A 21,064-nucleotide genomic window follows, 5' to 3' on the forward strand; every position below is an offset into this window, starting at 1 on the left:
GGTGCCGGGGCGGGGGGGGCGGCCGTCTTGCGGATCCCGGCGGGCTGCTCGGCCGGGGCGGCCGGGCGGGCTGCGCCGCCCCGATCGGCCTCCGCAGCGAGCTCGGCATCGTCGACCGAGCGACCCGCGAGGGGCTGGTACGCGGGGCGCGGCGCGACCGGTTCCGACGGTCCGCGGCCCGCCGGGCCGGGGGCCGCCGGCGGGGTCGGGTTCGGGCCGGAGCGAGGAGCAGCGGTCGGATTCGGGCCGGAGCCCGGAGCCGGGGGCGGAGCCGACGGTCCCGCGCCGCTCGGCGGGACCACCGGGAACTGCGTGGTGGGCGCGGTCTCCGACGGCGCGGGACGCGGTGGAACCGGCGAGGCGGGGCCTCCGGCTCGCGGCGGCCCTCCGGCCGCCCCGTTCCGCTCGTCCTTGCCACCCGGATTCGTCACCGCTGGTTCTCCGCTCGTCTCTTCATCTTCTCGTACGTTCCGTGCCGGTCTCGGCCCTCGCCTGCCCGCGCCGCTCAGCCCGGGGCCGCGCGACGCCTGCGCCGCGGTCGCGGGGGGAGCCCCGCGACGTAGGACTGCACCAGATGATTCCAGTTGCACGACCTGCAGACTTCCACGACATGCACGGAGAACTCCACCCGCGTGGATTCCAGCTCGCTGAGCTCCGCATCCGTGCGGGCCGACCCCGAAGCGTCGCCCAGGGATTCGCCGAACACCCAGGACACCAGAGTCAGCTGCTCCTTCCGGCAGATCGGGCAGAGCACCTCGGACGGGCGGCCGTGGAACTTGGCCGCCCGCAGCAGGTACGGGTCGGCGTCGCACACCGCCTTGACGGCCGTGCGCCCGGCGTTGACCGACGCGAGCAGCGATCGCCGCTGCAGCGCGTAGTCCACCGTTTGCCTCTGCGTCCGCACGTATCCAATGTACGTGTCCGGGCAGGACGACGCCGCGACAAGGGCATACCGCCCATTGCCGTCCGCCCCCGGTCGCGAGCCCGGCGGCGGCCCCTCGCCGCCTGGCGTTCATCGCGGGTTCACCCTTGGGGTATGGTCCTATATATCGGCTCGATACAATTGCCGATCGATTGATGAGATAGATCCGCTCGCGTCGGCCGCCCGGCTCGGCGCCGTGCCAGGGAAGGAGGCGGCAGTGCTCGAACTCGCAGTTCTGGGACTGCTGCACGACTCCCCCATGCACGGCTACGAGATCCGCAAGCGTCTGACGGAACTGCTGGGCCCGTTCCGCGCGTTCTCCTACGGATCGCTGTACCCCGCCCTGCGCCGTGCGCAGGACGCCGGTTACATCGCCGAAGAAGAGGCCACCGGTCCCAGTGCAACCAACCGGAAGCGCCGCGCGCGCCGTGTCTACGGGCTGACCCCGGCGGGCAGGGAGCGGTTTTCCGCCCTGGTCGCCGATACCGGCCCGCAGAACTACACGGACGACGGGTTCGGCGTGCATCTCGCCTTCTTCACCGCCACTCCCGCCCAGGCTCGGCTGCGCATCCTCGAGGGTCGCCGCCGGCAGGTCGAGGAGCGTCGGGAGGAGCTTCGCCGGGCCCTCGCGGCCGGCGGGACCAGCGAGACGTACACGCGGCAGTTGCACGAGCTGGGACTGGAAACGACGGAGCGCGAGGTGCGGTGGCTCAATGAGCTGATCGCCGCCGAGTCCCGCTCCGACGTGAAGACCGACACCGACTGAAGGGAACAACGGTGACTGACAATTCCACCAAGGTGCGCGTCGCGATCGTCGGCGTGGGCAACTGCGCCTCGTCGCTCGTGCAGGGCGTGCACTACTACAAGGACGTGGCCGACGACGCAGAGGTGCCGGGCCTCATGCACGTGAAGTTCGGCCCGTACCACGTGCGCGACATCGAGTTCGTCGCCGCGTTCGACGTGGACGGCAAGAAGGTCGGCTTCGACCTCTCCGACGCGATCAACGCCTCCGAGAACAACACCATCAAGCTCGCCGACGTGCCGCCGAGCGGCGTCACCGTGCAGCGCGGCCACACCCTCGACGGCCTGGGCAAGTACTACCGCCTGACCATCGAGGAGGCGCCGGGCGAGGGTGTCGACGTCGTGCAGGCGCTCAAGGACAACGAGGTCGACGTCCTCGTCTCCTACCTGCCCGTGGGCTCCGAGGAGGCCGACAAGTTCTACGCGCAGTGCGCCATCGACGCGGGCGTGGCCTTCGTCAATGCGCTGCCCGTCTTCATCGCCTCCGACCCGGAGTGGGCCGCGAAGTTCCGCGACGCGGGCGTCCCGATCGTCGGCGACGACATCAAGAGCCAGGTCGGCGCCACCATCACCCACCGCGTGATGGCGAAGCTGTTCGAGGACCGCGGCGTCACGCTGGACCGTACGTACCAGCTCAACGTCGGCGGCAACATGGACTTCAAGAACATGCTCGAGCGCGATCGTCTCGAGTCCAAGAAGGTCTCCAAGACGCAGGCCGTCACGTCGAACCTCAACGGTCCGCTCTCGGGCAAGGTGCACGACAAGAACGTGCATATCGGCCCGTCGGACTACGTCGAGTGGCTCGACGACCGCAAGTGGGCGTACGTCCGCCTCGAGGGCCGCGCCTTCGGCGACGTGCCGCTGAACCTGGAGTACAAGCTCGAGGTCTGGGACTCCCCCAACTCGGCCGGCATCATCATCGACGCGGTGCGCGCCGCGAAGATCGCCAAGGACCGCGGCATCGGCGGCCCCGTGATCCCCGCTTCGGCGTACCTCATGAAGTCCCCGCCCGAGCAGATCGCCGACGACGTCGCGCGCAAGCAGCTCGAGGAGTTCATCATCGGCGCGGACTAGTTCCCGCCCGGCCGGCACGTCCGGCCACCGCACGAGGGGCCCGTCACCGCTCGGTGACGGGCCCCTCGTCGCGCCCGGGCCCGCTCGGGGACTACGCCCTGGGCGAAAAGTCCGAATCGCTCAGGTTTTCGTCAGCTTCGGCGAGGTCGTTCTCGGTACCGTCGGGTCATGGACCTCGTACTGATCCTCATCGTCGTCGCCGTCGTCGCGCTGGTCGTGATGCTGGTGGTCCGCGGGAACCGGAGCCGGTCGACCGCGCTCGCCGACGCTCAGGCCGACGCTCGTGCCACCATCGACCGGCTCGCGGGCCAGGTCAACAACCTCGTCGGCTCGAACGAGGCGGCGCGCCAGGCCATCGCCGACGCGGGCGAGCGGTACACCGCGGCCGGCTCCCAGGTCGGGAGTGCGAACACGCCCGCGCAGGCGCGACTCGCCAAGCAGACCGCGCTCGAAGGCCTCTACTACACGCGGGCCGCCCGCGTCGCGATGGACATGGATCCGGGCCCGCCCATCCCCGAGCTCGACGGCCAGCGCACCGCCGGCTCCGTCACCGAGAACCGGACCGTCGACGTCGACGGTCGCCCGCTCACGGCCTCGCCGTCGCCCTCCGACCAGACGCCGAACTACTACCCCGGCGGCACGGTGGCCGGGCGCCCGGTGCCCGCCGGCTGGTACAGCGAGCCCTGGTGGAAGCCCGCACTCGTCGCCGGCGCCTGGGGCGTGGGCAGCTACCTGCTGTTCAGCACGATGTTCGCCGGGATGGCCGGGGTCGGCCCCGCTGTCCTCGCCGATCCGGGGGCCGACGGTGCCGCCGACGCCGGTGGCGACGGGGGCTGGGATGGCGGCTCGGACGGCGGGGACTTCGGCGGCGGCGACTTCGGCGGCGGGGACTTCGGCGGGGGCGACTTCGGCTTCTGACCCGAGCGCTACTTCCGCCCCGGCGTGAAGTTCAGGCCCCAGTTGTAGGCCTCGGCCACGGCGCGCTGCGATCCGTGGATGTACTGCACCTCGCGCGTCACGGTGAGTTCCCCGTGCACCACGTGCAACTGCGCGATGGCGCAGGAGATGGCGCGCCGGTCCGGGTCGTCGAGCCGCACCTCCACCTCGGGCCCGCCGGGCGGGAACAGCGTGACGACACCGTTGGCGGACGCCCAATTCGGCGCACCCTCGTAGATGTAGGCGAAGATGAGGATCCGCACGAAGTCGTCGAGGTGCGCCAGGTTGATGCGCAGGTTCTCGCCACCCTGCGACTGTCCCGACCGGTCGTCGGCGTCCAGCTGGATGAACGGCGGCCGGTCGATGCTGCCGAAGGAGTTGCCCAGGGCCTGCACGCCGCCGCGGTCACCGTTGCGGAGCTCGTAGAAGCAGGCCAGGTCGAGGTCCACAGCGTTCCCGCCGCCGAAGAAGCCTTTCTTACCCTGCGTCCAGTTCAGGTTCACGCGCATCGTGCCGGTCGGCCGCTCGGAGGACTTGGCCAGCGAGACGGTGGGCGCGGACTTCGTCAGCGTGATCTTCGACAGGTTCACCTGCGGCTCCGTGGGCGCCGTGGGCGCCGGCGCGGCGGGGGGCTGCTGGTGAGCGGGCGGAGCCGGCAGGGGTGCGGGCGGCGCGACGGCGGGCGGCGCGACGGCGGGCGGCGGACCGTCGACGGTGACGCCGTGTTCGGTCAGCAGGGAGACGAGGCCGCGGTCCCACCCCGCGCTCACGTTGCGCACCTTCCACGCCCCACCCCGCCGGTAGACCTCGGCGAGCACGGCGGCGCGCTCGGACGTCAGTCCCGTGGCGGGGCAGTCGTCGCCGCCGACGCGGGCGCTGAGCCCCGGGATCGACGCGAGCGAGCCGGGGATCTGGTCGTCGAGCGCGACGGCGATCCGGACGGTGCTGATCGCGGCGGGGACCGCGCTCAACTCGACGGCGAGCGCGTCCGGTCCGGTGAGTCGCACCGCGCCCTCGGGCGACGTGGGACTGTTGAAGAAGACCAGGTCGGCGTCGCTGCGGACGCGGCCGTCCTCGGTCACTTGGAGGGCGAACAGGTCGACGGATCCGGGGGCGACCCCCGTGATCGAGATCGTGAGAGAGGTCTGGGGCAGGGCCGCGTTCTGACCGCGCGCGAGTGTTGTCACGGCCACGATTGTCGCAAGAATCGGGGCGTTCGGCGCGGGACGCCGCGAGACGTGAGTGACACGTCGTTCGGCCGGTTTCCGGGCGCCTGAACCCTGCGCCGAGCACCCCGCGTCGCGTACTGTGAAACCCGCCACCACGTCACCGGGCGGCGGTGCGCCGTTGCCCATTTTCTCGGGAGGAAATCACATGGGAGTCAGCCTCAGCAAGGGCGGAAACGTCTCGCTCACGAAGGAGGCCCCCGGACTCACGGCGGTCGCCGTCGGCCTCGGCTGGGACGCGCGCAGCACCACCGGCGTCGACTTCGACCTGGACGCCAGCGCGCTCGCGCTGGACACCGCCAAGCGCGTGCTCGACGACCGGCACTTCATCTTCTACAACAACCTGCGTTCGCCGGACGGCTCGATCGAGCACACCGGCGACAACCTCACGGGCGAGGGCGACGGCGACGACGAGGTCGTCAACGTCAACCTCGCGGGCGTGCCGCCGCAGATCGACGCCGTGGTCTTCCCCGTCTCGATCCACGACGCCGACAACCGCGGCCAGTCCTTCGGCCAGGTCCGCAACGCCTACATCCGCGTCGTGAACCAGGCCAACGGCCAGGAGATCGCGCGCTACGATCTGTCCGAGGACGCCTCCACCGAGACGGCCATGGTCTTCGGCGAGCTGTACCGCAGCGGCGCGGAGTGGAAGTTCCGGGCCGTCGGCCAGGGCTACGCCTCGGGCCTCGCGGGAATCGCCCGCGACTACGGCGTCAACATCTAGGACCCGTACCTCTCGAGCAGAGCGTGTAGACCCGGCGAGCGGATCCCCGCACGCCGGGTTCTCGCGCTCCGCACCTCCTCCATCGAAAGGTCGACGTGTTCCGCATCTTCGGACTGTCTTTCGTCGTCACGATCGCCGCCCTCGTGGCCGCGTTCCTCTACGGCGGCCCCGAGGCCCTGATCCTCACGATGATCCTCGGCATCCTCGAGGTCAGCCTCTCTTTCGACAACGCGGTCATCAACGCGACCGTGCTCCAGCGCATGAGCCGGTTCTGGGTGCGCATGTTCCTCACGGTGGGCATCCTGATCGCGGTCTTCGGCATGCGGCTGGTGTTCCCGCTGGCGATCGTGTGGGTCACCGCCGGCCTGAACCCGGGGCAGGCCCTCGATCTGGCGCTCAACCCGCCGGCCGACGGTGCCGCCACCTTCCCGGACGGCAGCCCCAGCTACCAGACGCTGATCGAAGCCGCGCACCCGCAGATCGCGGCCTTCGGCGGCATGTTCCTGCTCATGCTGTTCCTCGACTTCATCTTCGATCCCGAGCGGGAGATCACCTGGCTGAGCTGGATCGAGAAGCCGCTGCAGCGCATCGGCCAGCTCAACCGGTTCTCGATCATCGTGGCGCTGCTCGCGTTGCTGGCCACCGGCGTCTGGGCGACGCACACCCTCGAGGAGTCGAGGACGGTGTTCATCGCCGGCCTCCTCGGCCTGGTCACCTACATCGTGGTCAACGGCCTCGGCGAATTCTTCCACGTCGAGCAGCTCGAAGAAGAGGCGGAGAGCGCCCGGTCGGGCCCGTCGGAGCTGGCGAAGGCCACCGGCAAGGCCGGCTTCTTCCTGTTCCTCTACCTCGAGGTGCTCGACGCGTCGTTCTCCTTCGACGGTGTGATCGGCGCGTTCGCCATCACCGCGGACCCGATCATCATCGCTCTGGGCCTCGGCTTCATCGGCGCGATGTTCGTCCGCTCGCTCACCGTGTACCTCGTGGAGAAGGGCACGCTCGCCGAGTACGTGTACCTCGAGCACGGCGCGCACTGGGCGATCGGCGCGCTGGCGGGAATCCTGCTGTTCTCGATCTACACGCCGGTCCCCGAGCTCGTCACCGGCCTCGTGGGCGTGGTGTTGATCCTCGCGGCGCTCTTCTCGAGCATCGTCCGCAACCGGCGCGAGGGTGACGGCGACGACGCGGCACCGGTCGCGGACGGCCCCACCGCGTCCAGCTCGCAGACGATCACGTCCTGAGCGGACCCGAGGCCATGGCAGCGAATCCGTTCCGCAGACTGTTCGGCGGGGAGCCGGTCGGCTCCCCGCCGGGCCCGCCTGCGGGCAGCGGCGACGATCGCCTCACCAGCGCATTCCTCGATGCCGACCGCCGGTTCAGCAGTCTCGACGAGGACGTGCGCACGCTGTCGGCGCAGAACCCGGCCGCGGCCGCGGTGCAGCAGTGGCCCACGATCCGGGACCGCTTCGGCGGCGCCACGGAGCGGTACCTGTGGGCGAGTGGCAGCCAGTCCGGGCCGCGGCCGCCCACGCCCCAGGATCGGGAAGCCGCGTCCCGCGAGCTGACCGATCTGGTCACGGTGTTGGACCGGTTCCGCGCCGACCACGAGCGGGCGCTCACCACCGCCCGCGGTGCGCGCGCCAGCTCGGCGGCGCTGGAGCAGGCGGCCCGCGTGGCCGCGGAGCGCGCCACCGACCTGCTCGCGGCACCGGCGACGGGGCCCTACCTGACGCTGCGGCCCGTCGTCCGGGCGACCGATGCTCTGGTCGAGGCCGTGCGACAGTTGGATACCGCCCCTGACCTCGTCGCGCGGGACGCGGCCGCGCGGGCGGTGCAGGAGAAGGCCGCGGACCTCACGGCCGCGGTCGAGGCCGCGCCGCGGATGGGCGACGACGCCCGGCGTTCGCTCGCCGCTGCCGGCACCCGCCTGCAGGCCGTGCGGAACCGCGCCGCCGATCTCGCGGACACCCGGTCGGCACTGCTCCGCGAGTTCAACGCAGCCTGCTCCACCGACCTCGTCGACAACGACAAGGTCGCCGCACGCGAGTCCGCCGCCGCGGAGGCCGCCCTGTCGGCCGCGGAGCTCCGCCTCCGCGAGGGCACGCCGGACCTCGCCCTCGAGGGCGTGGCCCTGGCCCGCGACCACCTGGACACCGCCGATGCCGCGGTGAACGCCGTCGGCGAGCGGCTCCGCACTCTCCGCTCCGCCAAGGCCGACCCCGACGCGGTGGCCGCGCGCACCCGCTTCGCGCTCCGCGACGCGCAGCTGCTGGCGGTGCAGAAGCAGCAGGTGCACCGCTGGGGCACCGTCCTCGACGCGCAGCACGCCCGGATCGAGCGGGCCATCGCCGACCTCCAGCGGGTGCACCCCGACTACTGGCGGTACCTGCAGACCCTCGCCGATGTCGATCGCATGATCGCCGACGCCGTGGACCGGATGCGGGGGCGGGCGTGAGCGGCTCCCTGCACCACTTCCATCAGCTGCCGGAGGAGGTGCGCACACGCCTGTTCCACCGGCCGCCGCAGCCCTTCGACCGGAGCACGCCGCGCCCGGTCCTCGCGTACGCCCTCGGCGCCACCCTGTACATGCCCGCCACCCGCGCGGATCTCGCCTCGACCATCCGCCGCCGCCGCGACGAGGGTGTGCTCTCGATGGTCGCCGACCTCGAGGACGCCGTGGCCGACGATGCCGTCCACCACGCCGTCGACGCCGTCGCCGCCGCGCTGACCGAGCTCGCCGACGACGCGGATCCGTTGCCGCTGCTCTTCATCCGGCCGCGCACCACCGCCGACACCGTCGCGCTGCTGGACCGGCTGGGCGACGGTGCCCGCGCCCTCACCGGCGTCGTCCTGCCGAAGTTCACCGCCGCGGACGGCGGTGCGGCGCTCGACGCCCTCGCGGATCGTGCCTCGTCGCATCCCCTCTACGCGATGCCCGTGCTCGAGTCCGCTGAGATCGTCTACCGCGAGACGCGCGACGAGCAGTTGGCGAGCATCGCCGAGGTACTGCGCGCGCACCGGGATCGCGTGCTGGCGGTGCGGATCGGCGCGACGGACATGTCGGCGCTGTTCGGTATCCGCCGCGACCGCGACCTCACGATCTACGACGTGCACGTCGTGGCGGAGACGATCTCGGCGATCGTGAACCGCCTCGCGCGGTCGGACGGCACCGGCTACGTGGTCACCGGGCCGGTGTGGGAGTACTTCGCCGATCACGAGCGCATGTTCCGACCCCTGCTGCGCGCCACCCCCTTCGAGCGCAACCACGCCGCCCGGTTCCGCGAGCAACTCGTCGGCCGCGACCTCGACGGGCTGCTGCGGGAGACGGCGCTGGACCGGGCGAACGGCCTGCACGGCAAGTCCGTGATCCACCCGTCACACGTGGCGGCGGTGCACGCCCTGTCGGCAGTGACGCACGAGGAGTACGAGGACGCCCTTGCGATCGTAGGCGCCGACGCCGGCGGCGTCGAGGCCTCCAGCTACCGGAACAAGATGAACGAGATGAAGCCGCATCGCAATTGGGCGCGGCAGGTATTGATCCGCGCGGACGTCTTCGGAGTGACCCGGCCCGACGTGGGCTTCGTCGACGTGCTGACCGCGCTGGTGGAGGGCCGGTGATGACGCCGACGACCACAGGGCCCTGCGCGCAGGCGCCGGAGCCTGCGACGCCCGGGAAGCTGTGCGCGGAGCTCGGCATGCACGTGCGCGGCGACGCCGAGCTCCTCGAGCTCATCGTGCCGGGGCTGCGCCGCAATCCGCGGCGCGCGCACCTGCTGGTGTCGACGGTGCTCGGCAAGCACATTCCCGCCGACCCGGCGGCGGTGCGGGCGGCGGCCGACCGCCTCGCGGACCTCGTGGCGGAGCGCCTGGACGGGCCCTGCGTCGTCTTCGGTTTCGCCGAGACCGCGACCGGCCTGGGGCACTGCGTCGCCGCGCGGCTGCACGCCGCGGTCTACCTGCAGTCCACCCGCCGCCCGGGCGCAGTCGTGCACGGCGAGTTCACCGAGGGGCATTCGCACGCCACTGCGCACCTGCTGCAGCCCACCTCGCCGGACCTGCTGTCCGCCGCCGACACCCTGGTCCTCGTCGACGACGAGATCTCCACGGGTGCCACCGCACTCGACTCCATCCGCGCGCTGCACGGCCTCGCGCCGCACCGCCGCTACGTCGTCGCGTCGCTGGTCGACGTGCGGTCACCGGCGCACGTCGCGGAGGGCGAGCGCGCCGCCGCGGCAGCCGGACTCGACGTCGACTTCGTGGCCCTGGCGCACGGCACCGTCGATCTGCCCGACGGCCTGCCGGCCCGCGTGGCGGAACTGCCGGCGACCCCGTCGAACCCGCGGGCCCCGCGCCCCGGCACGGTGCGCGAGCTCCGCGCGACCTGGCCGCAGGACGTGCCCGACGGGGGCCGGCACGGCGTGCTCGCAGCGGATCAGCCGCGGCTGGAGGCGGCTGCCGCCGCGGTCGCGGCGGCGATCGCCCCCGGCCTCGACGACCGACCCGTGATCGTCGTGGGCCACGAGGAACTGATGTACCTGCCGCTGTGCATAGCGGAGGCATTGGCACGCAGCGGATTCCGCGTGCGCTTCCAGACCACGACGCGTTCCCCCGCGCTGGTGCGCGACGAGCCGGGCTATCCGCTGCGTCGCGGCTTCGAGTTCCTCTCCCCCGAGCCCGACGAGGAGGCGCCCCGCCGGCACCTCTACAACGCCGCGTGGCCGGCCGAGGACGCCCGGATCGTCTTCGTCGCGGATTCCCCCGCCGACACCGACCGGCTGCGCGCACCGGGCGGGCTGCTCGACGTGCTCGCCGCCGCGGGCCACGACGTGCTCGCCGTCATCGTGCCGGCGTCCGACCAGGGCGACCTCGCCTCGGCCCGTCGCGGGGCGAGGGCGCGATGACGGCCGCGACGCCACCGCTGCGCGGACCGGGCTTCGGCTCGTACCCGGCCGACGAGGTGACCTGGCTGCTCAAGGACCTCTCCGCGGTGGCGCTGGAGGCCGACATCGCCGAGCGGGAGCGCCGGATCCAGTCGGGCGAGGCGCATTACGCGGAGTCCCTGCCCGTCGAGTACCAGCCGAGCGCCGAGTACCGGGCCCTGTTCGACGCGGCGCTCGCCGCCTCCGCGCCGCGGCTGGCCGAGGCCGTGGGCACGCTGACGGAGCTGCTGCTCGCCGAGCGCGGCCGCGACCTCGTCCTCGTCTCGCTCGCCCGGGCGGGCACACCGATCGGGATCCTCCTGCGGCGCTGGGCGCAGCGTTTCCACGGGCTGGACCTGCCGCACTACGCCGTCTCCATCGTGCGCGGCCGCGGCATCGATCACGTCGCACTCGATCACCTGGTGGCCCATCATGATCCGGCGTCCATCGTCTTCGTCGACGGTTGGACGGGCAAGGGTGCCATCACGCGCGAGCTCGCGGAGGCCCTCGACGACTACGCCGCCGCGACCGGCACTCGGCTGAACCCGGACCTCGCCGTGCTCGCCGACCCGGGCCACTGCGTGCGCACCTTCGGCACGCGCGACGACTTCCTCATCGCCTCGGCGTGCCTCAATTCGACGGTGTCCGGCCTGGTCTCGCGGACCGTGCTCAACGCCGACCTCATCGGCCCGGCGGACTTCCACGGGGCCAAGTTCTACGCCGAGCTCGCGCCGCACGACGTCTCGGGCCTGCTGCTCGACACGGTCGCCGCCGCGTTCGCCGGTGCCGCCCCGGCGGCGCGTGCCGAATCCGCCCGGCTCGCCGCCGATCCCGCCGCGCGCGCACCGGACTGGTCGGGCTGGGCCACGGTGGAGCGGGTGCGCGAGGAGTACGGCGTCTCGACCGCGAACCTGGTGAAGCCGGGCATCGGCGAGACCACCCGGGTCCTGCTGCGCCGCGTCCCCTGGCGGGTGCTGCTGCGCGACGCCGACGATCCCGACCACCTGCACATCCGACGACTCGCGGCCGAGCGGGACGTGCCGGTGGAGATCGTGCCCGGCCTGGCCTACGCGTGCATAGGACTCATCAAGGAGGACTCGTGAACGCCTTCGTCACCAGCGATCTCGACCGCACCCTCATCTACTCGCAGGCCGCCTCCGGGCCTGCGTTCGCCACCGCCGACCCGGTGTGCGTGGAGATCTACCGCGACGCGCCCCTGTCCTTCATGGCACCCGCGTCCATCGACGCGCTGGCCGCGCTCAGCGCCGCGACACCGGTCGTGCCCACCACCACCCGCACCCCCGACCAGTACCTGCGGGTGCGGCTACCGGGGGGCCCGCACCGGTTCGCGATCTGCTCCAACGGGGGCGAGATCCTCGTCGACGGTGCGCCGGACCCGCAGTGGCAGGCGCACATCCGCGCCCTCCTCGGGGCTGTGCCCGCGGACCTCGACACGGTCGCGGCGCAGCTGGAATCCCGGCTCGACCCCGCGTGGGGCGCCCGCCTGCGGCTGGTGCCGGGGCTGTTCGCCTACGTCGTCTCCGACGTCCGGATCCCCGCCGAAGTGGTTGCCGAGTGGCGCGCGTACTGCGCCCCGCTGGGTTGGACGATCTCGCAGCAGGGACGCAAGCTCTACACGATCCCCGAGCCGGTGACCAAGTCCCGTGCGGCCCTGGAGGTCCGGCGACGCCTCGAGGCCACCGGCGCCCTCGACCCGCGCGCGCCCTGGCTCGCCGCCGGCGACGGCGCCCTCGACGCCGATCTGCTCGCGGCGGCCGACGCCGCGATCCGCCCGCGGCACGGCGAGCTCGAGGAACTGGGTTTCGCCCTGCCGCACCTCACGCTCACCGCCGGTAGCGGCATCGCCGCCGGCGTCGAGATCGTCCGCTGGCTCGCCGACCGCGCCACCGCCGCCGCTCCCGTCCCCGACCCGATCAAGGAGATCCGATGACCGCACTGTCCAAGGGCCAGAACGGGCCGCTGCCCGCCGGCCCCGTCACCGTCACCGTCGACTCGCCGGCGCCCGTCGACGTCTCCGCCCTGCTCGTGACCGACACCGGGAAGGTACGCTCCGACGCCGATTTCGTCTTCTTCAACCAGCCCACCGGGCCCGGGGTGAGCCTGACGAACGGGGCCTTGCGCATCGACGGTGCGGCCGTGCCCGCCGACATCGCCCAGGTGCGCGTCGCGATCACCCTTGACGACGCCTCGGCCTCCTTCGGGCGGTTCAGTGCTCCGGTGGCCCGCGTCGCCGGCAGCACCGGCGCCCCGCTGTACGAGTACCCGATCGACGGCCTCAGCAGCGAGTCGGTGGTGATCGCGGTGGAGATCTACCGGCGCGGCGCCGACTGGAAGGTCCGCGCCGTGGGCCAGGGCTACGCGGGCGGCTTCGCCGACCTGGTGCGCGATCACGGCGTCAGCGTCGACGACGCCCCCGCACCGCCCCCGGCCGCCCCCGCCCCCGCACCCGCACCCGCACCCGCACCCGCACCCGCACAGAATCCGCCGCCCGCACCGTCGGGGCAGCCGATCGACTACTTCGCGAGCGGGACGGCACCGTCGGCCGCGGCGGGCAGCGCGCCGATCGACTACTTCAACACCCCCGCGCCGCAGCAGGCCCCGCAGCCGCCGGCGCAGCCGACGCCGGCGGCGCAGCAGCCCTTCACCCCCACTGCGCAGCTCGCCGGTCAGCAGCAGGCCGCCGGGACGGGCGAGGTCAGCCTCACGAAGAACAAGCGGGTCGACCTCACCAAGGGCCAGAAGGTGGTGCTGCGCAAGGACGGCGGTGTCCAGCTGACGCAGATCGCCATGGGCCTCGGTTGGGATCCGGTGCGTAAGCAGGGCTTCTTCGGCTCGAAGGCCAAGGACATCGACCTCGACGCCTCGGTCGTGCTCTTCGCGGGGCAGCAGCCCGTGGACGTGGTCTACTACGGCCAGCTGCAGTCGAAGGACGGCTCGATCCGGCACCAGGGCGACAACCTCACCGGCGCGGGCGACGGCGACGACGAGGTGGTGAACGTGAACCTGCCGGCCGTGGCACCGCAGGTCACCTCCCTGGTGTTCATCGTGAGCTCGTACCAGGGGCAGCGCTTCGACCAGGTCGACAACGCCTACACCCGGCTCGTGGACTCGACCACGGGCGTCGAACTGGCGCGGTTCGCGCTGGCGGGCGGCATGCCCTACACCGGGATCGTCATGTGCACCATCGCCCGCCAGGGCGGGGAGTGGAAGCTGCAGGCGATCGGCGAGTGCATCAACGCCAAGACGCCGCGGGACGCGATCCCGCAGCTCGCGCCCTTCCTCGGCTGAGCGGCCCGTGTCGGACGGTGCCGACTGAGCGGGCACCGTCCGACACGGATCGGGAGCGCAGCGGCTACGCGGGTTCGGCCGCCACCTTCTTGGTGCGGAGGTACAGCCAAGCGCAGATCGCGGCGAACAGCACCACGCCGAGCGCCTCGCCCCAGTGCAGCCAGCCCTCACCGATGAACGGCAGCGCCAGCGGCTCGGCCATGTCGGTGCCGACGACGATGCCCGCGTAGATCACTCCGAACAGCGATTCGCCCACGATGAGGCCGGTCGCGAGGAGCGTGCCGAGCCGCTTGCGGCCTTCGGCCACCTCGCCGCTCGCCGAGCGGTCCGCCCAGCGGTTGTAGAAGAAGCCGAGCAGGGCGCCGACGGGGATCATCAGCGTCACGCTCATCGGCAGGTACATGCCCATGCCCACGGCCAGCGGCGGGAGCCGGAACTTCGAGGTGCGGGAGAGCACCTCGTCGATCAGGATGACGACCGCACCGATGATCGCGCCGAGGCCGATGAGGCCCCAGTCGAGGTCGCCGCCGAAGACGCCCTTCGACAGGCTCGCCAGCAGCGAGGCCTGCGGCGCCGGGAGCGCGTTCTCGCCCGCGCCGGGCGCGCCCACGAAGCCGAAGCCCTCCTGCAGCAGGTCGAGCACCGGGGGGATGATCGCCGAGCCGAAGGCGACGCCGATGATCAACGCCACCTGCTGCTTCCACGGCGTCGCGCCGACGAGCTGGCCCGTCTTGAGGTCCTGCAGATTGTCGTTGGAGATGGTGGCGATGCTGAAGATGATCGCGGCGGTGAACAGCGTGTACGCGACCAGCGCCAGGGACGTGTCGCCCTCCGACGGGCCCCAGACCGCGCGGATCAGGAGCGCCGCGGACAGCACCACGAGGATGCCGACGCCCGAGACGGGACTGTTGGAGGCGCCGATCAGACCCGCCATGTAGCCGCACACGGAGGCGACGACGAGGCCGAGGACCAGGACGTAGACGATGCTCAGCGTGATGATGCCGCCCGCCTGGCCCTCGAGTGCGGTCCCGCTGGTGAACATCCACAGCAGCACGCCGATCGGCACGAGCGAGGCGATGACGATGCCCACGACGTACGGGAAGGGCATGTCGCGCTCGGTGATGTCCACGAGCTTGCCCTCGCGGCGTTGCCGGGACGAGGCGATCGAGTCGGCGATGCCGCGCAGTACGGGGCCGAGGATCTTGATCAGGGTCCACACGGCGGCCACGGCGATCGCGCCGGCGCCGATGAGGCGGACCTCGGTGCTGAACGCGGTCGAGATGACCTTGGTGATGCTGCCGGTCTCGGGGAGGTCGCCGGCCGTCCACATCGGCAGCAGCACGAAGTAGGAGATGACGAGGCCGACGATCATCGCGAAGCCGACGGCGACGCCCACGAGGTGGCCGACGCCGATGAGCGCGAAGGACAGACCCGGCACGAACAGGGTGCCGCCGTTGCCGATCCGCAGCGTGGTCGACAGACCCTCGGCCACGATCTTCATCTTCGCCAGGAGCGCATAGCCCGCGGCGGCCAGGGAGCCGACCACGATGAGACGCAGGCCGCGCTTGTTCTCGGTCGCACCCTCCGCGGTGTCCCCCACCTTGAGCACCTCCGCGGCCGCGACGCCCTCGGGGAAGGGCAGGTCGGATCCGGTGACGAGGGCTCGTCGGAGCGGGATCGAGTACATGACGCCCAACACGCCGCCGATCAGGCAGACCAGGGTGGTGGTCCAGTATGGGAAGTTCGCCCACCAGCCGATCATCACCAGGCCGGGCAGGATGAACACGATCGCCGAGAGGGTGCCCGCGGCCGACGCGATCGTCTGCACGATGTTGTTCTCGATGATGGAGTGATTGGCGAAGTAGCGCAGCAGGGCCATCGAGATCACGGCCGCGGGAATCGACGTGGCGAAGGTCAGGCCGACCTTCAGGCCCAGGTAGGCGTTGGCCGCGGTGAAGACGAGCGTGATGAGGCCGCCGAGGATGACGGCGCGGCTCGTGAACTCGCGCATGCCGGGTCTCGGCGCGGCGGGTGCCGGTGTTGACATTGGGGTAACCCTTCTCAAGGACGTGGCCGGTTAGGCCGAACGTGAAGACCCTAGGTCTAAGCAGGCGATCGTACGACGAGAATGCGCGAGGTCGTGCGGCGAGGTCACGAGTCGTAGGGTGGACGGGTGCGATTCGGAGTGGTGATCCTGCCCCAGTACCCGTGGCCCGAGGCGCGTCGGCGCTGGCGCAAGGCTGAGGAGCTCGGCTTCGACCACGCCTGGACCTACGACCACCTGTCGTGGCGCACGCTGGCCGATCAGCCCTGGGGCGCGACGGTCCCGCTCCTCACGGCTGCGGCCACCGCCACCGAGCGGATCCGGCTGGGCACCTTCGTCACCTCGCCGAACTTCCGGCACCCCGTCCCCTTCGCCAAGGACCTGGCCGGCGTCGACGAGATCGCCGGCGGCCGCTTCCTCCTGGGCATCGGTTCCGGCGGTACCGGATTCGACGCCTTCGTGCTCGGGCAGCCCGAGCTCACCCCGCGGGAGCGGCACGACCGCTTCGTCGAGTTCACCCGCGACCTCGACGTGCTGCTGCGGTTCGAGCAGCAGGGCCCCATCTCCTTCGACGGTCCGCTCTACCGCGCCGTCGACGCGCGCATGGTCGGCGCGCCCGCGCAGTCGCCGCGCATGCCCTTCGTGCTCGCGGCGAACGGCCCCAAGGGGCTGCGGCTCGTCGCCGAGCAGGGGCAGGGCTGGGTCACCACCGGGCCCGACGGTGACGGCGGCGAGGCCTGGTGGTCCCGCGTCGCCGGTCTGTCCCAGCGGCTGGACGACGCACTCGACGCGGCCGGGCGCGACCACGGCACCGTCGACCGGTACCTCTCGATCGACTCGGGCGGCACCTACTCCCTGAGCTCACCCGGCGCTGCCGACGACGCGGTGGGCCGCGCCGCCGAGCTCGGCTTCACCGACGTGATCCTGCACTGGCCCCGCCCCGACGAGCCGTACCGGGGCACCGAGGACTCCCTCGACGCCTTCGCCGCGCGCCACCTGCGCTGAACGCGGCAGCGAACTCCCGGTCGCCCGTTTACCCGGTCTTTCCCTACTGATCACGTTGCGCTTCTACTTTGGCGTAGTTACAGCCCACACGACAGCCCAGTTCAGCCCAGGGAGACCCTCATGCGCATGCCCAACCTGCGCCTGCTCACCGATCACGACGGTAAGTCGGCCCGCTCGCACACGACCTGCAAGTACAAGTGCGGAAACCAGTGCTTCCGCGAGCACGACAACCAGTCCGACAACGAGTACTTCGGCGACATCACCCGGCGCACCGTGCTCCGGGGCGCCGGCGTCGCGGCGCTCGGCGCGGGTGCGGTAACCGTACTCGCGGCGTGCGGTGACAGCGGTTCCACGAGCGCTGGCTCCTCCTCGAGCGCGGCGGCGGGCAACGGGGCACCGTCGGAGAACGTGAACGCCCCCGGCCTGAACTTCACCGCGATCACCCCGAACAAGGCCGACGCCGTGACCGTCCCCGACGGGTACGAGCAGGCCGTCGTGATCCGCTGGGGCGATCCGGTGCTGCCGGGCGCGCCGCAGTTCGACTTCGACAACCAGACGCCGGAGGCGCAGGCGCAGCAGTTCGGCTTCAACAACGACTTCACCGATCTCATCCCGGTGGACGGCAAGCCGGACACGTTCCTCATGGTGTGCAACCAGGAGTACACGACCGGCACCGCGATGTTCAAGGGCTACAAGGAGGGCGACCCCACCGAGAACCAGGTGCGGGTCGAGATGGCCGCGCACGGTATTTCCGTGGTCGAGGTCAAGGGCGAGTCCGGCTCGGGCAAGCTGACTCCCGTTCTCGGCGAGTACAACCGGCGCATCACCGCATCGACTCCGTTCGAGCTGCGCGGACCCGCCGCCGGCTTCTTCACCCGCACCGCCGCGGACCCCACCGGCACCCGGGTGCTGGGCACCATCGCCAACTGCTCGGGCGGCATCACGCCGTGGGGCACCCTGATCTCCGGCGAGGAGAACTACACCAACTACTTCTCCGGCACCGACAAGCCGCCGCTCCCCGGCCTCGCCGAGGGCTGGAAGCGCTACGGCGTGGGCAAGGACGAGGACTACCACCACTGGATGAAGTTCGAGTCCCGGTTCGATCTGTCGAAGGAGCCCAACGAGATCAACCGCTTCGGCTACCTCGTCGAGGTCAACCCGAACGACCCGAATTCGACCCCGATCAAGCACTCCGCACTCGGTCGCATGAAGCGCGAGGGCGGCAACATCTACGTCACCCCCGCCGGCGACGTGGTCACCTACTGCGGCGACGACTCGAAGTTCGAGTACATCTACAAGTTCGTCAGCTCGCGGAAGATCCAGCCGGGCAAGGGCGCCGCGGCCATGGAGTCGAACATGCGGATCCTCGACGAGGGCACGCTGTACGTCGCCAAGTTCGAGGGCCAGCAGGTCGAGAACGGCAAGGTCCCGGACGGCGGCTACAAGGGAGCCGGTAAGTGGATCCCGTTGCTCACCACCAGGGCCGACGGCAGCGCCGAGTCGCACGTCGAGGGCATGCCGGCGGAGAACGTGGCCCTGTGGACCCGCGTCGCGGGCGACAAGGTGGGCGCCACCAAGATGGACCGCCCCGAGGACATCGAGCCGAACCCCAAGACCGGCAAGATCTACTGCGCGCTGACCAACAACAGCGACCGCGGCACCGAGGGCAAGGCCGGCATCGACACGCCGAACCCGCGCGTGAAGAACAAGAGCGGCCAGCTCCTGGAGATCACCGACAACCACACGGGCACCGACTTCACCTGGGACCTGCTGCTGGTGTGCGGCGATCCCGCCGCCGCCGACACCTACTACGGCGGCTTCGATAAGAGCAAGGTCTCGCGGATCAGCTGCCCCGACAACGTCGCCTTCGACTCGCACGGCAACCTGTGGATCTCGACGGACGGCACCAACTCCACCTACGACAGCAACGACGGCCTGTTCGGTGTCGTCCTGGAGGGCAAGGACCGCGGCCTGACCAAGCAGTTCCTCACGGTGCCTTTCGGCGCCGAGACCTGCGGCCCCGTCATCCGCGACAACCGCGTGCTCGTAGCCGTGCAGCACCCGGGCGAGACCGACGACGCCACCGCCGACAAGCCCACCTCGCACTGGCCCGACGGCGGCTCCTCGCAGCCCCGCCCATCGGTGGTCGCGGTGTGGAAGAAGTCGGGGAACATCGGGGTCTGATCCCACGGTTCCTCCGGTCGACGGTGCCGAGCACGCCTGCGGGCGCGCTCGGCACCGCCCGTTCTACCCTTAGTATCGAGGTCATGACCTCCGCGTCCGAAGCACCCGACGCCCCGTCGGCCCCGGTGGCCGACGCCGCGATCGATGATCTCGCCGCGCGCCTGCGGTCGCCGCTGCTCCAGCTGCACTTCCTGGTGCGACGCAACACGCCGGGGCCCGACCTGACGCCCGCACAGCAGGCGGCGCTCCAGAGCCTGCTGCTCCTGGGACCCGTACGCATGGGCGAGCTCGCCCGCTACCTGCGGATCCGTCTGCCCTCCGCGACGAGCGCCATCGACGGCCTCGAACGGCTCGGCCTCGCCGAACGCAGCCCCGACCCGGACGACGGCCGGGCCGTGGTGGTGCGGCTCTCCGAGCACGGGCAGCAGCTCACGTCCGAACTGGTGGCGGCGCGCAACGCGGTACTGGCCGAGCACCTGGGCGAGCTGAGCGACGAGGACCGCGCGAATCTGGACCGCGCGATCCCCGCGTTGCACAAGCTCATGGATCGCTACCGGGACGACCTCTGAGGAACCAGTCACATCAGCTTGCCTTTCGCACGGAGCAATATTTAGGCTTTCGTAGTATCGAAAGGAGCTGCGATGCCGACCACCGCCGACCGAACCCCGAACGCCTCCGCACACCCGAGCCTGCGCGAAACGCTCTCCCACCAGCCCAAGGCGGTGTGGGTCACCGCCTTCGCCGCCGTGATCGCGTTCATGGGGATCGGTCTCGTCGACCCGATCCTGGTGTCGATCGCGGAGTCACTGCACGCGACGCCCAGCCAGACCACGCTGCTGTTCTCCTCCTACCTGGGCGTGCAGGTCGTGGCGATGCTCTTCATCGGGTGGTTCACTTCCAGGTTCGGGGCCAAGCGCACCGTCATCGCCGGACTCCTGCTCATCGTGATCGCCGCCGCGGCGTGCGCCCTGGCGAACTCGATCGGCGTGCTCGTGGCCTGGCGCGCGGTCTGGGGCCTGGGCAACGCGTTGTTCATCGCTACCGCCCTCGCAGTCATCGTCTCCGCCGCCACCGGCGGACAGCAGGGCGCGATTCTGCTCTACGAGGCCGCCCTGGGCCTCGGCCTGGCTGTGGGCCCCCTCCTCGGCGCCGTGCTCGGCGGCATCTCCTGGCGCGGCCCGTTCGCCGGCACCGCGGTCCTCATGTTCATCGGCGCGGTCCTGTGCGCCACCATGCTCGCCCCGGATGCCGACGCGGCCAGGGAGAAGCGGCAGCGCGAGGGCACCGTCTCCCCGCTCGCTCCCCTGCGCGCCCTGCGCCAGCGCGGCCTGTTCCTCACCGGCCTCGGCTCCGCCTTCTACACCGCGGCCTTCTTCACGATCCTCGCCTGGTCGCCGTTCGTGCTGCACCGCAGCGCCTACTTCGTGGGTGCCGTCTTCGTCGGTTGGGGCCTGTTGGTCGCCGTGAGCGGCGTGTGGCTGGCACCGAAGGTCGCCGCCGCAGTCGGCGAGCGCGCAGGCTCCATCGCGGCGGTGCTCGTCTACGGCGCGCTGCTGGTGGTCGCCGCGATCGGGCACGAGAACGTCGCTGTCGTGGTCACCGTGGTGGTGCTCTCCGGCATCCCGTCGGGCGTGTTGAACACCTTGTTCACCGGGACCGCGATGTCGATCGCCGACGCGCCGCGCCCTGTCGCCAGCGCCGGCTACAACTTCCTCCGCTGGGCGGGCGGCGCCCTCGCCGCGACCCTCGTCGCACATTTCGCGACCTGGTTCGGCAGCCCGGCAGCGCCCTTCTACATCGGCGCCGGTGCCTGTGTCGTCGCCGCGGTGATCCTCACCCGGGTCCGCGGGTCGGAGGCCGACTCCCGCGCCGTCCCCGCCGAGGCCGCCCTGGTGGGCGACGCCGAGTTCTGATCGTCGC

Annotated in this window: 18 protein-coding genes and 2 pseudogenes; 15 read left to right on the forward strand and 5 right to left on the reverse strand. The window is 71.4% G+C overall.

Annotation, left to right across the window (positions count from 1 at the left end; genetic code table 11):
- Both FK529_RS17410 and FK529_RS17415 read right to left on the reverse strand, forming a co-directional pair.
- Positions 1-431: pseudogene (locus FK529_RS17410) on the reverse strand (penicillin-binding protein); the annotation flags it as partial.
- A 74-nt stretch (positions 432-505) separates the two neighbouring features.
- Positions 506-904, reverse strand: a complete 399-nt coding sequence (locus FK529_RS17415) for a DUF5318 family protein (RefSeq protein WP_146563582.1) — start codon at positions 902-904, stop codon at positions 506-508.
- A 235-nt stretch (positions 905-1,139) separates the two neighbouring features.
- Between FK529_RS17415 and FK529_RS17420 the strand changes: the two genes are divergently transcribed.
- The 3 genes from FK529_RS17420 to FK529_RS17430 all read left to right on the forward strand — a co-directional run bounded on the left by FK529_RS17420 (position 1,140) and on the right by FK529_RS17430 (position 3,715).
- Positions 1,140-1,688 carry a PadR family transcriptional regulator gene (locus FK529_RS17420; RefSeq protein WP_146563584.1) on the forward strand — a complete coding sequence of 183 codons (549 nt, stop codon included), beginning with the start codon at positions 1,140-1,142 and terminating at the stop codon, positions 1,686-1,688.
- Positions 1,689-1,699: 11 nt separating this feature from the next.
- Positions 1,700-2,797 (forward strand): inositol-3-phosphate synthase, encoded by a 1,098-nt coding sequence (locus FK529_RS17425; protein ID WP_146563586.1) that lies wholly within the window; start codon positions 1,700-1,702, stop codon positions 2,795-2,797.
- Between the two features lie 168 nt (positions 2,798-2,965).
- Positions 2,966-3,715: a DUF1542 domain-containing protein gene (locus FK529_RS17430; RefSeq protein ID WP_146563596.1), complete on the forward strand. Its 750-nt coding sequence runs from the start codon at positions 2,966-2,968 to the stop codon at positions 3,713-3,715.
- 8 nt (positions 3,716-3,723) lie between these two features.
- Here the strand turns inward: FK529_RS17430 and FK529_RS21055 are convergent, their stop codons facing one another.
- On the reverse strand, positions 3,724-4,392 hold the full coding sequence (locus FK529_RS21055; RefSeq protein WP_438947212.1) for a TerD family protein: 669 nt from the start codon (positions 4,390-4,392) through the stop codon (positions 3,724-3,726).
- Between the two features lie 78 nt (positions 4,393-4,470).
- A pseudogene (locus tag FK529_RS21060) lies at positions 4,471-5,088 on the reverse strand (TerD family protein); the annotation flags it as partial.
- Between the two features lie 19 nt (positions 5,089-5,107).
- Between FK529_RS21060 and FK529_RS17440 the strand changes: the two are divergent.
- From FK529_RS17440 to FK529_RS17475, 8 genes are all read left to right on the forward strand, one after another.
- A complete protein-coding gene (locus FK529_RS17440; RefSeq protein WP_146563600.1) occupies positions 5,108-5,683 on the forward strand; it encodes a TerD family protein in 576 nt (191 codons plus the stop codon).
- Between the two features lie 95 nt (positions 5,684-5,778).
- On the forward strand, positions 5,779-6,924 hold the full coding sequence (locus FK529_RS17445) for a DUF475 domain-containing protein (protein WP_146563602.1): 1,146 nt from the start codon (positions 5,779-5,781) through the stop codon (positions 6,922-6,924).
- A gap of 14 nt (positions 6,925-6,938) precedes the next feature.
- Complete coding sequence (locus FK529_RS17450; protein ID WP_146563603.1) at positions 6,939-8,138, forward strand: hypothetical protein; 1,200 nt, start codon at positions 6,939-6,941, stop codon at positions 8,136-8,138.
- Entirely contained in the window at positions 8,135-9,301 is a 1,167-nt protein-coding gene (locus tag FK529_RS17455) for an HpcH/HpaI aldolase/citrate lyase family protein (protein ID WP_146563605.1), read from the forward strand. The genes FK529_RS17450 and FK529_RS17455 overlap by 4 nt, the downstream gene beginning before the upstream one ends.
- Before the next feature lie 77 nt (positions 9,302-9,378).
- The gene (locus FK529_RS17460) at positions 9,379-10,584 is read left to right on the forward strand and encodes a phosphoribosyltransferase family protein (RefSeq protein ID WP_146563690.1); all 1,206 of its coding nucleotides are present in this window, start codon (positions 9,379-9,381) and stop codon (positions 10,582-10,584) included.
- A complete protein-coding gene (locus FK529_RS17465) occupies positions 10,581-11,705 on the forward strand; it encodes a cysteine protease StiP family protein (RefSeq protein ID WP_146563607.1) in 1,125 nt (374 codons plus the stop codon). Before FK529_RS17460 ends, FK529_RS17465 begins: the two co-directional genes overlap by 4 nt.
- Positions 11,702-12,553, forward strand: a complete 852-nt coding sequence (locus FK529_RS17470) for an HAD family hydrolase (protein ID WP_146563610.1) — start codon at positions 11,702-11,704, stop codon at positions 12,551-12,553. Before FK529_RS17465 ends, FK529_RS17470 begins: the two co-directional genes overlap by 4 nt.
- Positions 12,550-13,911: a TerD family protein gene (locus tag FK529_RS17475; protein WP_146563612.1), complete on the forward strand. Its 1,362-nt coding sequence runs from the start codon at positions 12,550-12,552 to the stop codon at positions 13,909-13,911. Before FK529_RS17470 ends, FK529_RS17475 begins: the two co-directional genes overlap by 4 nt.
- A gap of 64 nt (positions 13,912-13,975) precedes the next feature.
- Here the strand turns inward: FK529_RS17475 and FK529_RS17480 are convergent, their stop codons facing one another.
- The gene (locus tag FK529_RS17480) at positions 13,976-15,958 is read right to left on the reverse strand and encodes an OPT family oligopeptide transporter (protein ID WP_146563613.1); all 1,983 of its coding nucleotides are present in this window, start codon (positions 15,956-15,958) and stop codon (positions 13,976-13,978) included.
- Between the two features lie 126 nt (positions 15,959-16,084).
- Here FK529_RS17480 and FK529_RS17485 point away from each other — a divergent pair, with 126 nt between their 5' ends.
- The 4 genes from FK529_RS17485 (at position 16,085) to FK529_RS17500 (ending at position 21,057) form a co-directional block, all read left to right on the forward strand.
- Positions 16,085-16,960 carry an LLM class flavin-dependent oxidoreductase gene (locus FK529_RS17485; RefSeq protein WP_146563615.1) on the forward strand — a complete coding sequence of 292 codons (876 nt, stop codon included), beginning with the start codon at positions 16,085-16,087 and terminating at the stop codon, positions 16,958-16,960.
- Between the two features lie 120 nt (positions 16,961-17,080).
- Positions 17,081-19,144, forward strand: coding sequence for a PhoX family protein (locus FK529_RS17490; protein WP_146563617.1), 2,064 nt, complete (start codon positions 17,081-17,083; stop codon positions 19,142-19,144).
- Positions 19,145-19,227: 83 nt separating this feature from the next.
- Positions 19,228-19,713 carry a MarR family winged helix-turn-helix transcriptional regulator gene (locus FK529_RS17495; RefSeq protein ID WP_146563619.1) on the forward strand — a complete coding sequence of 162 codons (486 nt, stop codon included), beginning with the start codon at positions 19,228-19,230 and terminating at the stop codon, positions 19,711-19,713.
- Between the two features lie 72 nt (positions 19,714-19,785).
- Entirely contained in the window at positions 19,786-21,057 is a 1,272-nt protein-coding gene (locus FK529_RS17500; RefSeq protein WP_146563621.1) for an MFS transporter, read from the forward strand.
- Positions 21,058-21,064 lie beyond the last annotated feature (7 nt).

The sequence above is a fragment of the Tsukamurella asaccharolytica genome, assembly GCF_007858435.1.
Taxonomy (GTDB): domain Bacteria; phylum Actinomycetota; class Actinomycetes; order Mycobacteriales; family Mycobacteriaceae; genus Tsukamurella; species Tsukamurella asaccharolytica.

Bases quoted from the DNA above. Each gene is read 5' to 3' on its own strand.
- FK529_RS17430 (WP_146563596.1), top strand. From the start codon at position 2,966: ATGGACCTCGTACTGATCCTCATCGTCGTCGCCGTCGTCGCGCTGGTC.
- FK529_RS17440 (WP_146563600.1), top strand. From the start codon at position 5,108: ATGGGAGTCAGCCTCAGCAAGGGCGGAAACGTCTCGCTCACGAAGGAG.
- FK529_RS17450 (WP_146563603.1), top strand. From the start codon at position 6,939: ATGGCAGCGAATCCGTTCCGCAGACTGTTCGGCGGGGAGCCGGTCGGC.
- FK529_RS17460 (WP_146563690.1), top strand. From the start codon at position 9,379: ATGCACGTGCGCGGCGACGCCGAGCTCCTCGAGCTCATCGTGCCGGGG.
- FK529_RS17465 (WP_146563607.1), top strand. From the start codon at position 10,581: ATGACGGCCGCGACGCCACCGCTGCGCGGACCGGGCTTCGGCTCGTAC.
- FK529_RS17475 (WP_146563612.1), top strand. From the start codon at position 12,550: ATGACCGCACTGTCCAAGGGCCAGAACGGGCCGCTGCCCGCCGGCCCC.
- FK529_RS17480 (WP_146563613.1), bottom strand. From the start codon at position 15,958: ATGTCAACACCGGCACCCGCCGCGCCGAGACCCGGCATGCGCGAGTTC.
- FK529_RS17490 (WP_146563617.1), top strand. From the start codon at position 17,081: ATGCGCATGCCCAACCTGCGCCTGCTCACCGATCACGACGGTAAGTCG.
- FK529_RS17495 (WP_146563619.1), top strand. From the start codon at position 19,228: ATGACCTCCGCGTCCGAAGCACCCGACGCCCCGTCGGCCCCGGTGGCC.
- FK529_RS17500 (WP_146563621.1), top strand. From the start codon at position 19,786: ATGCCGACCACCGCCGACCGAACCCCGAACGCCTCCGCACACCCGAGC.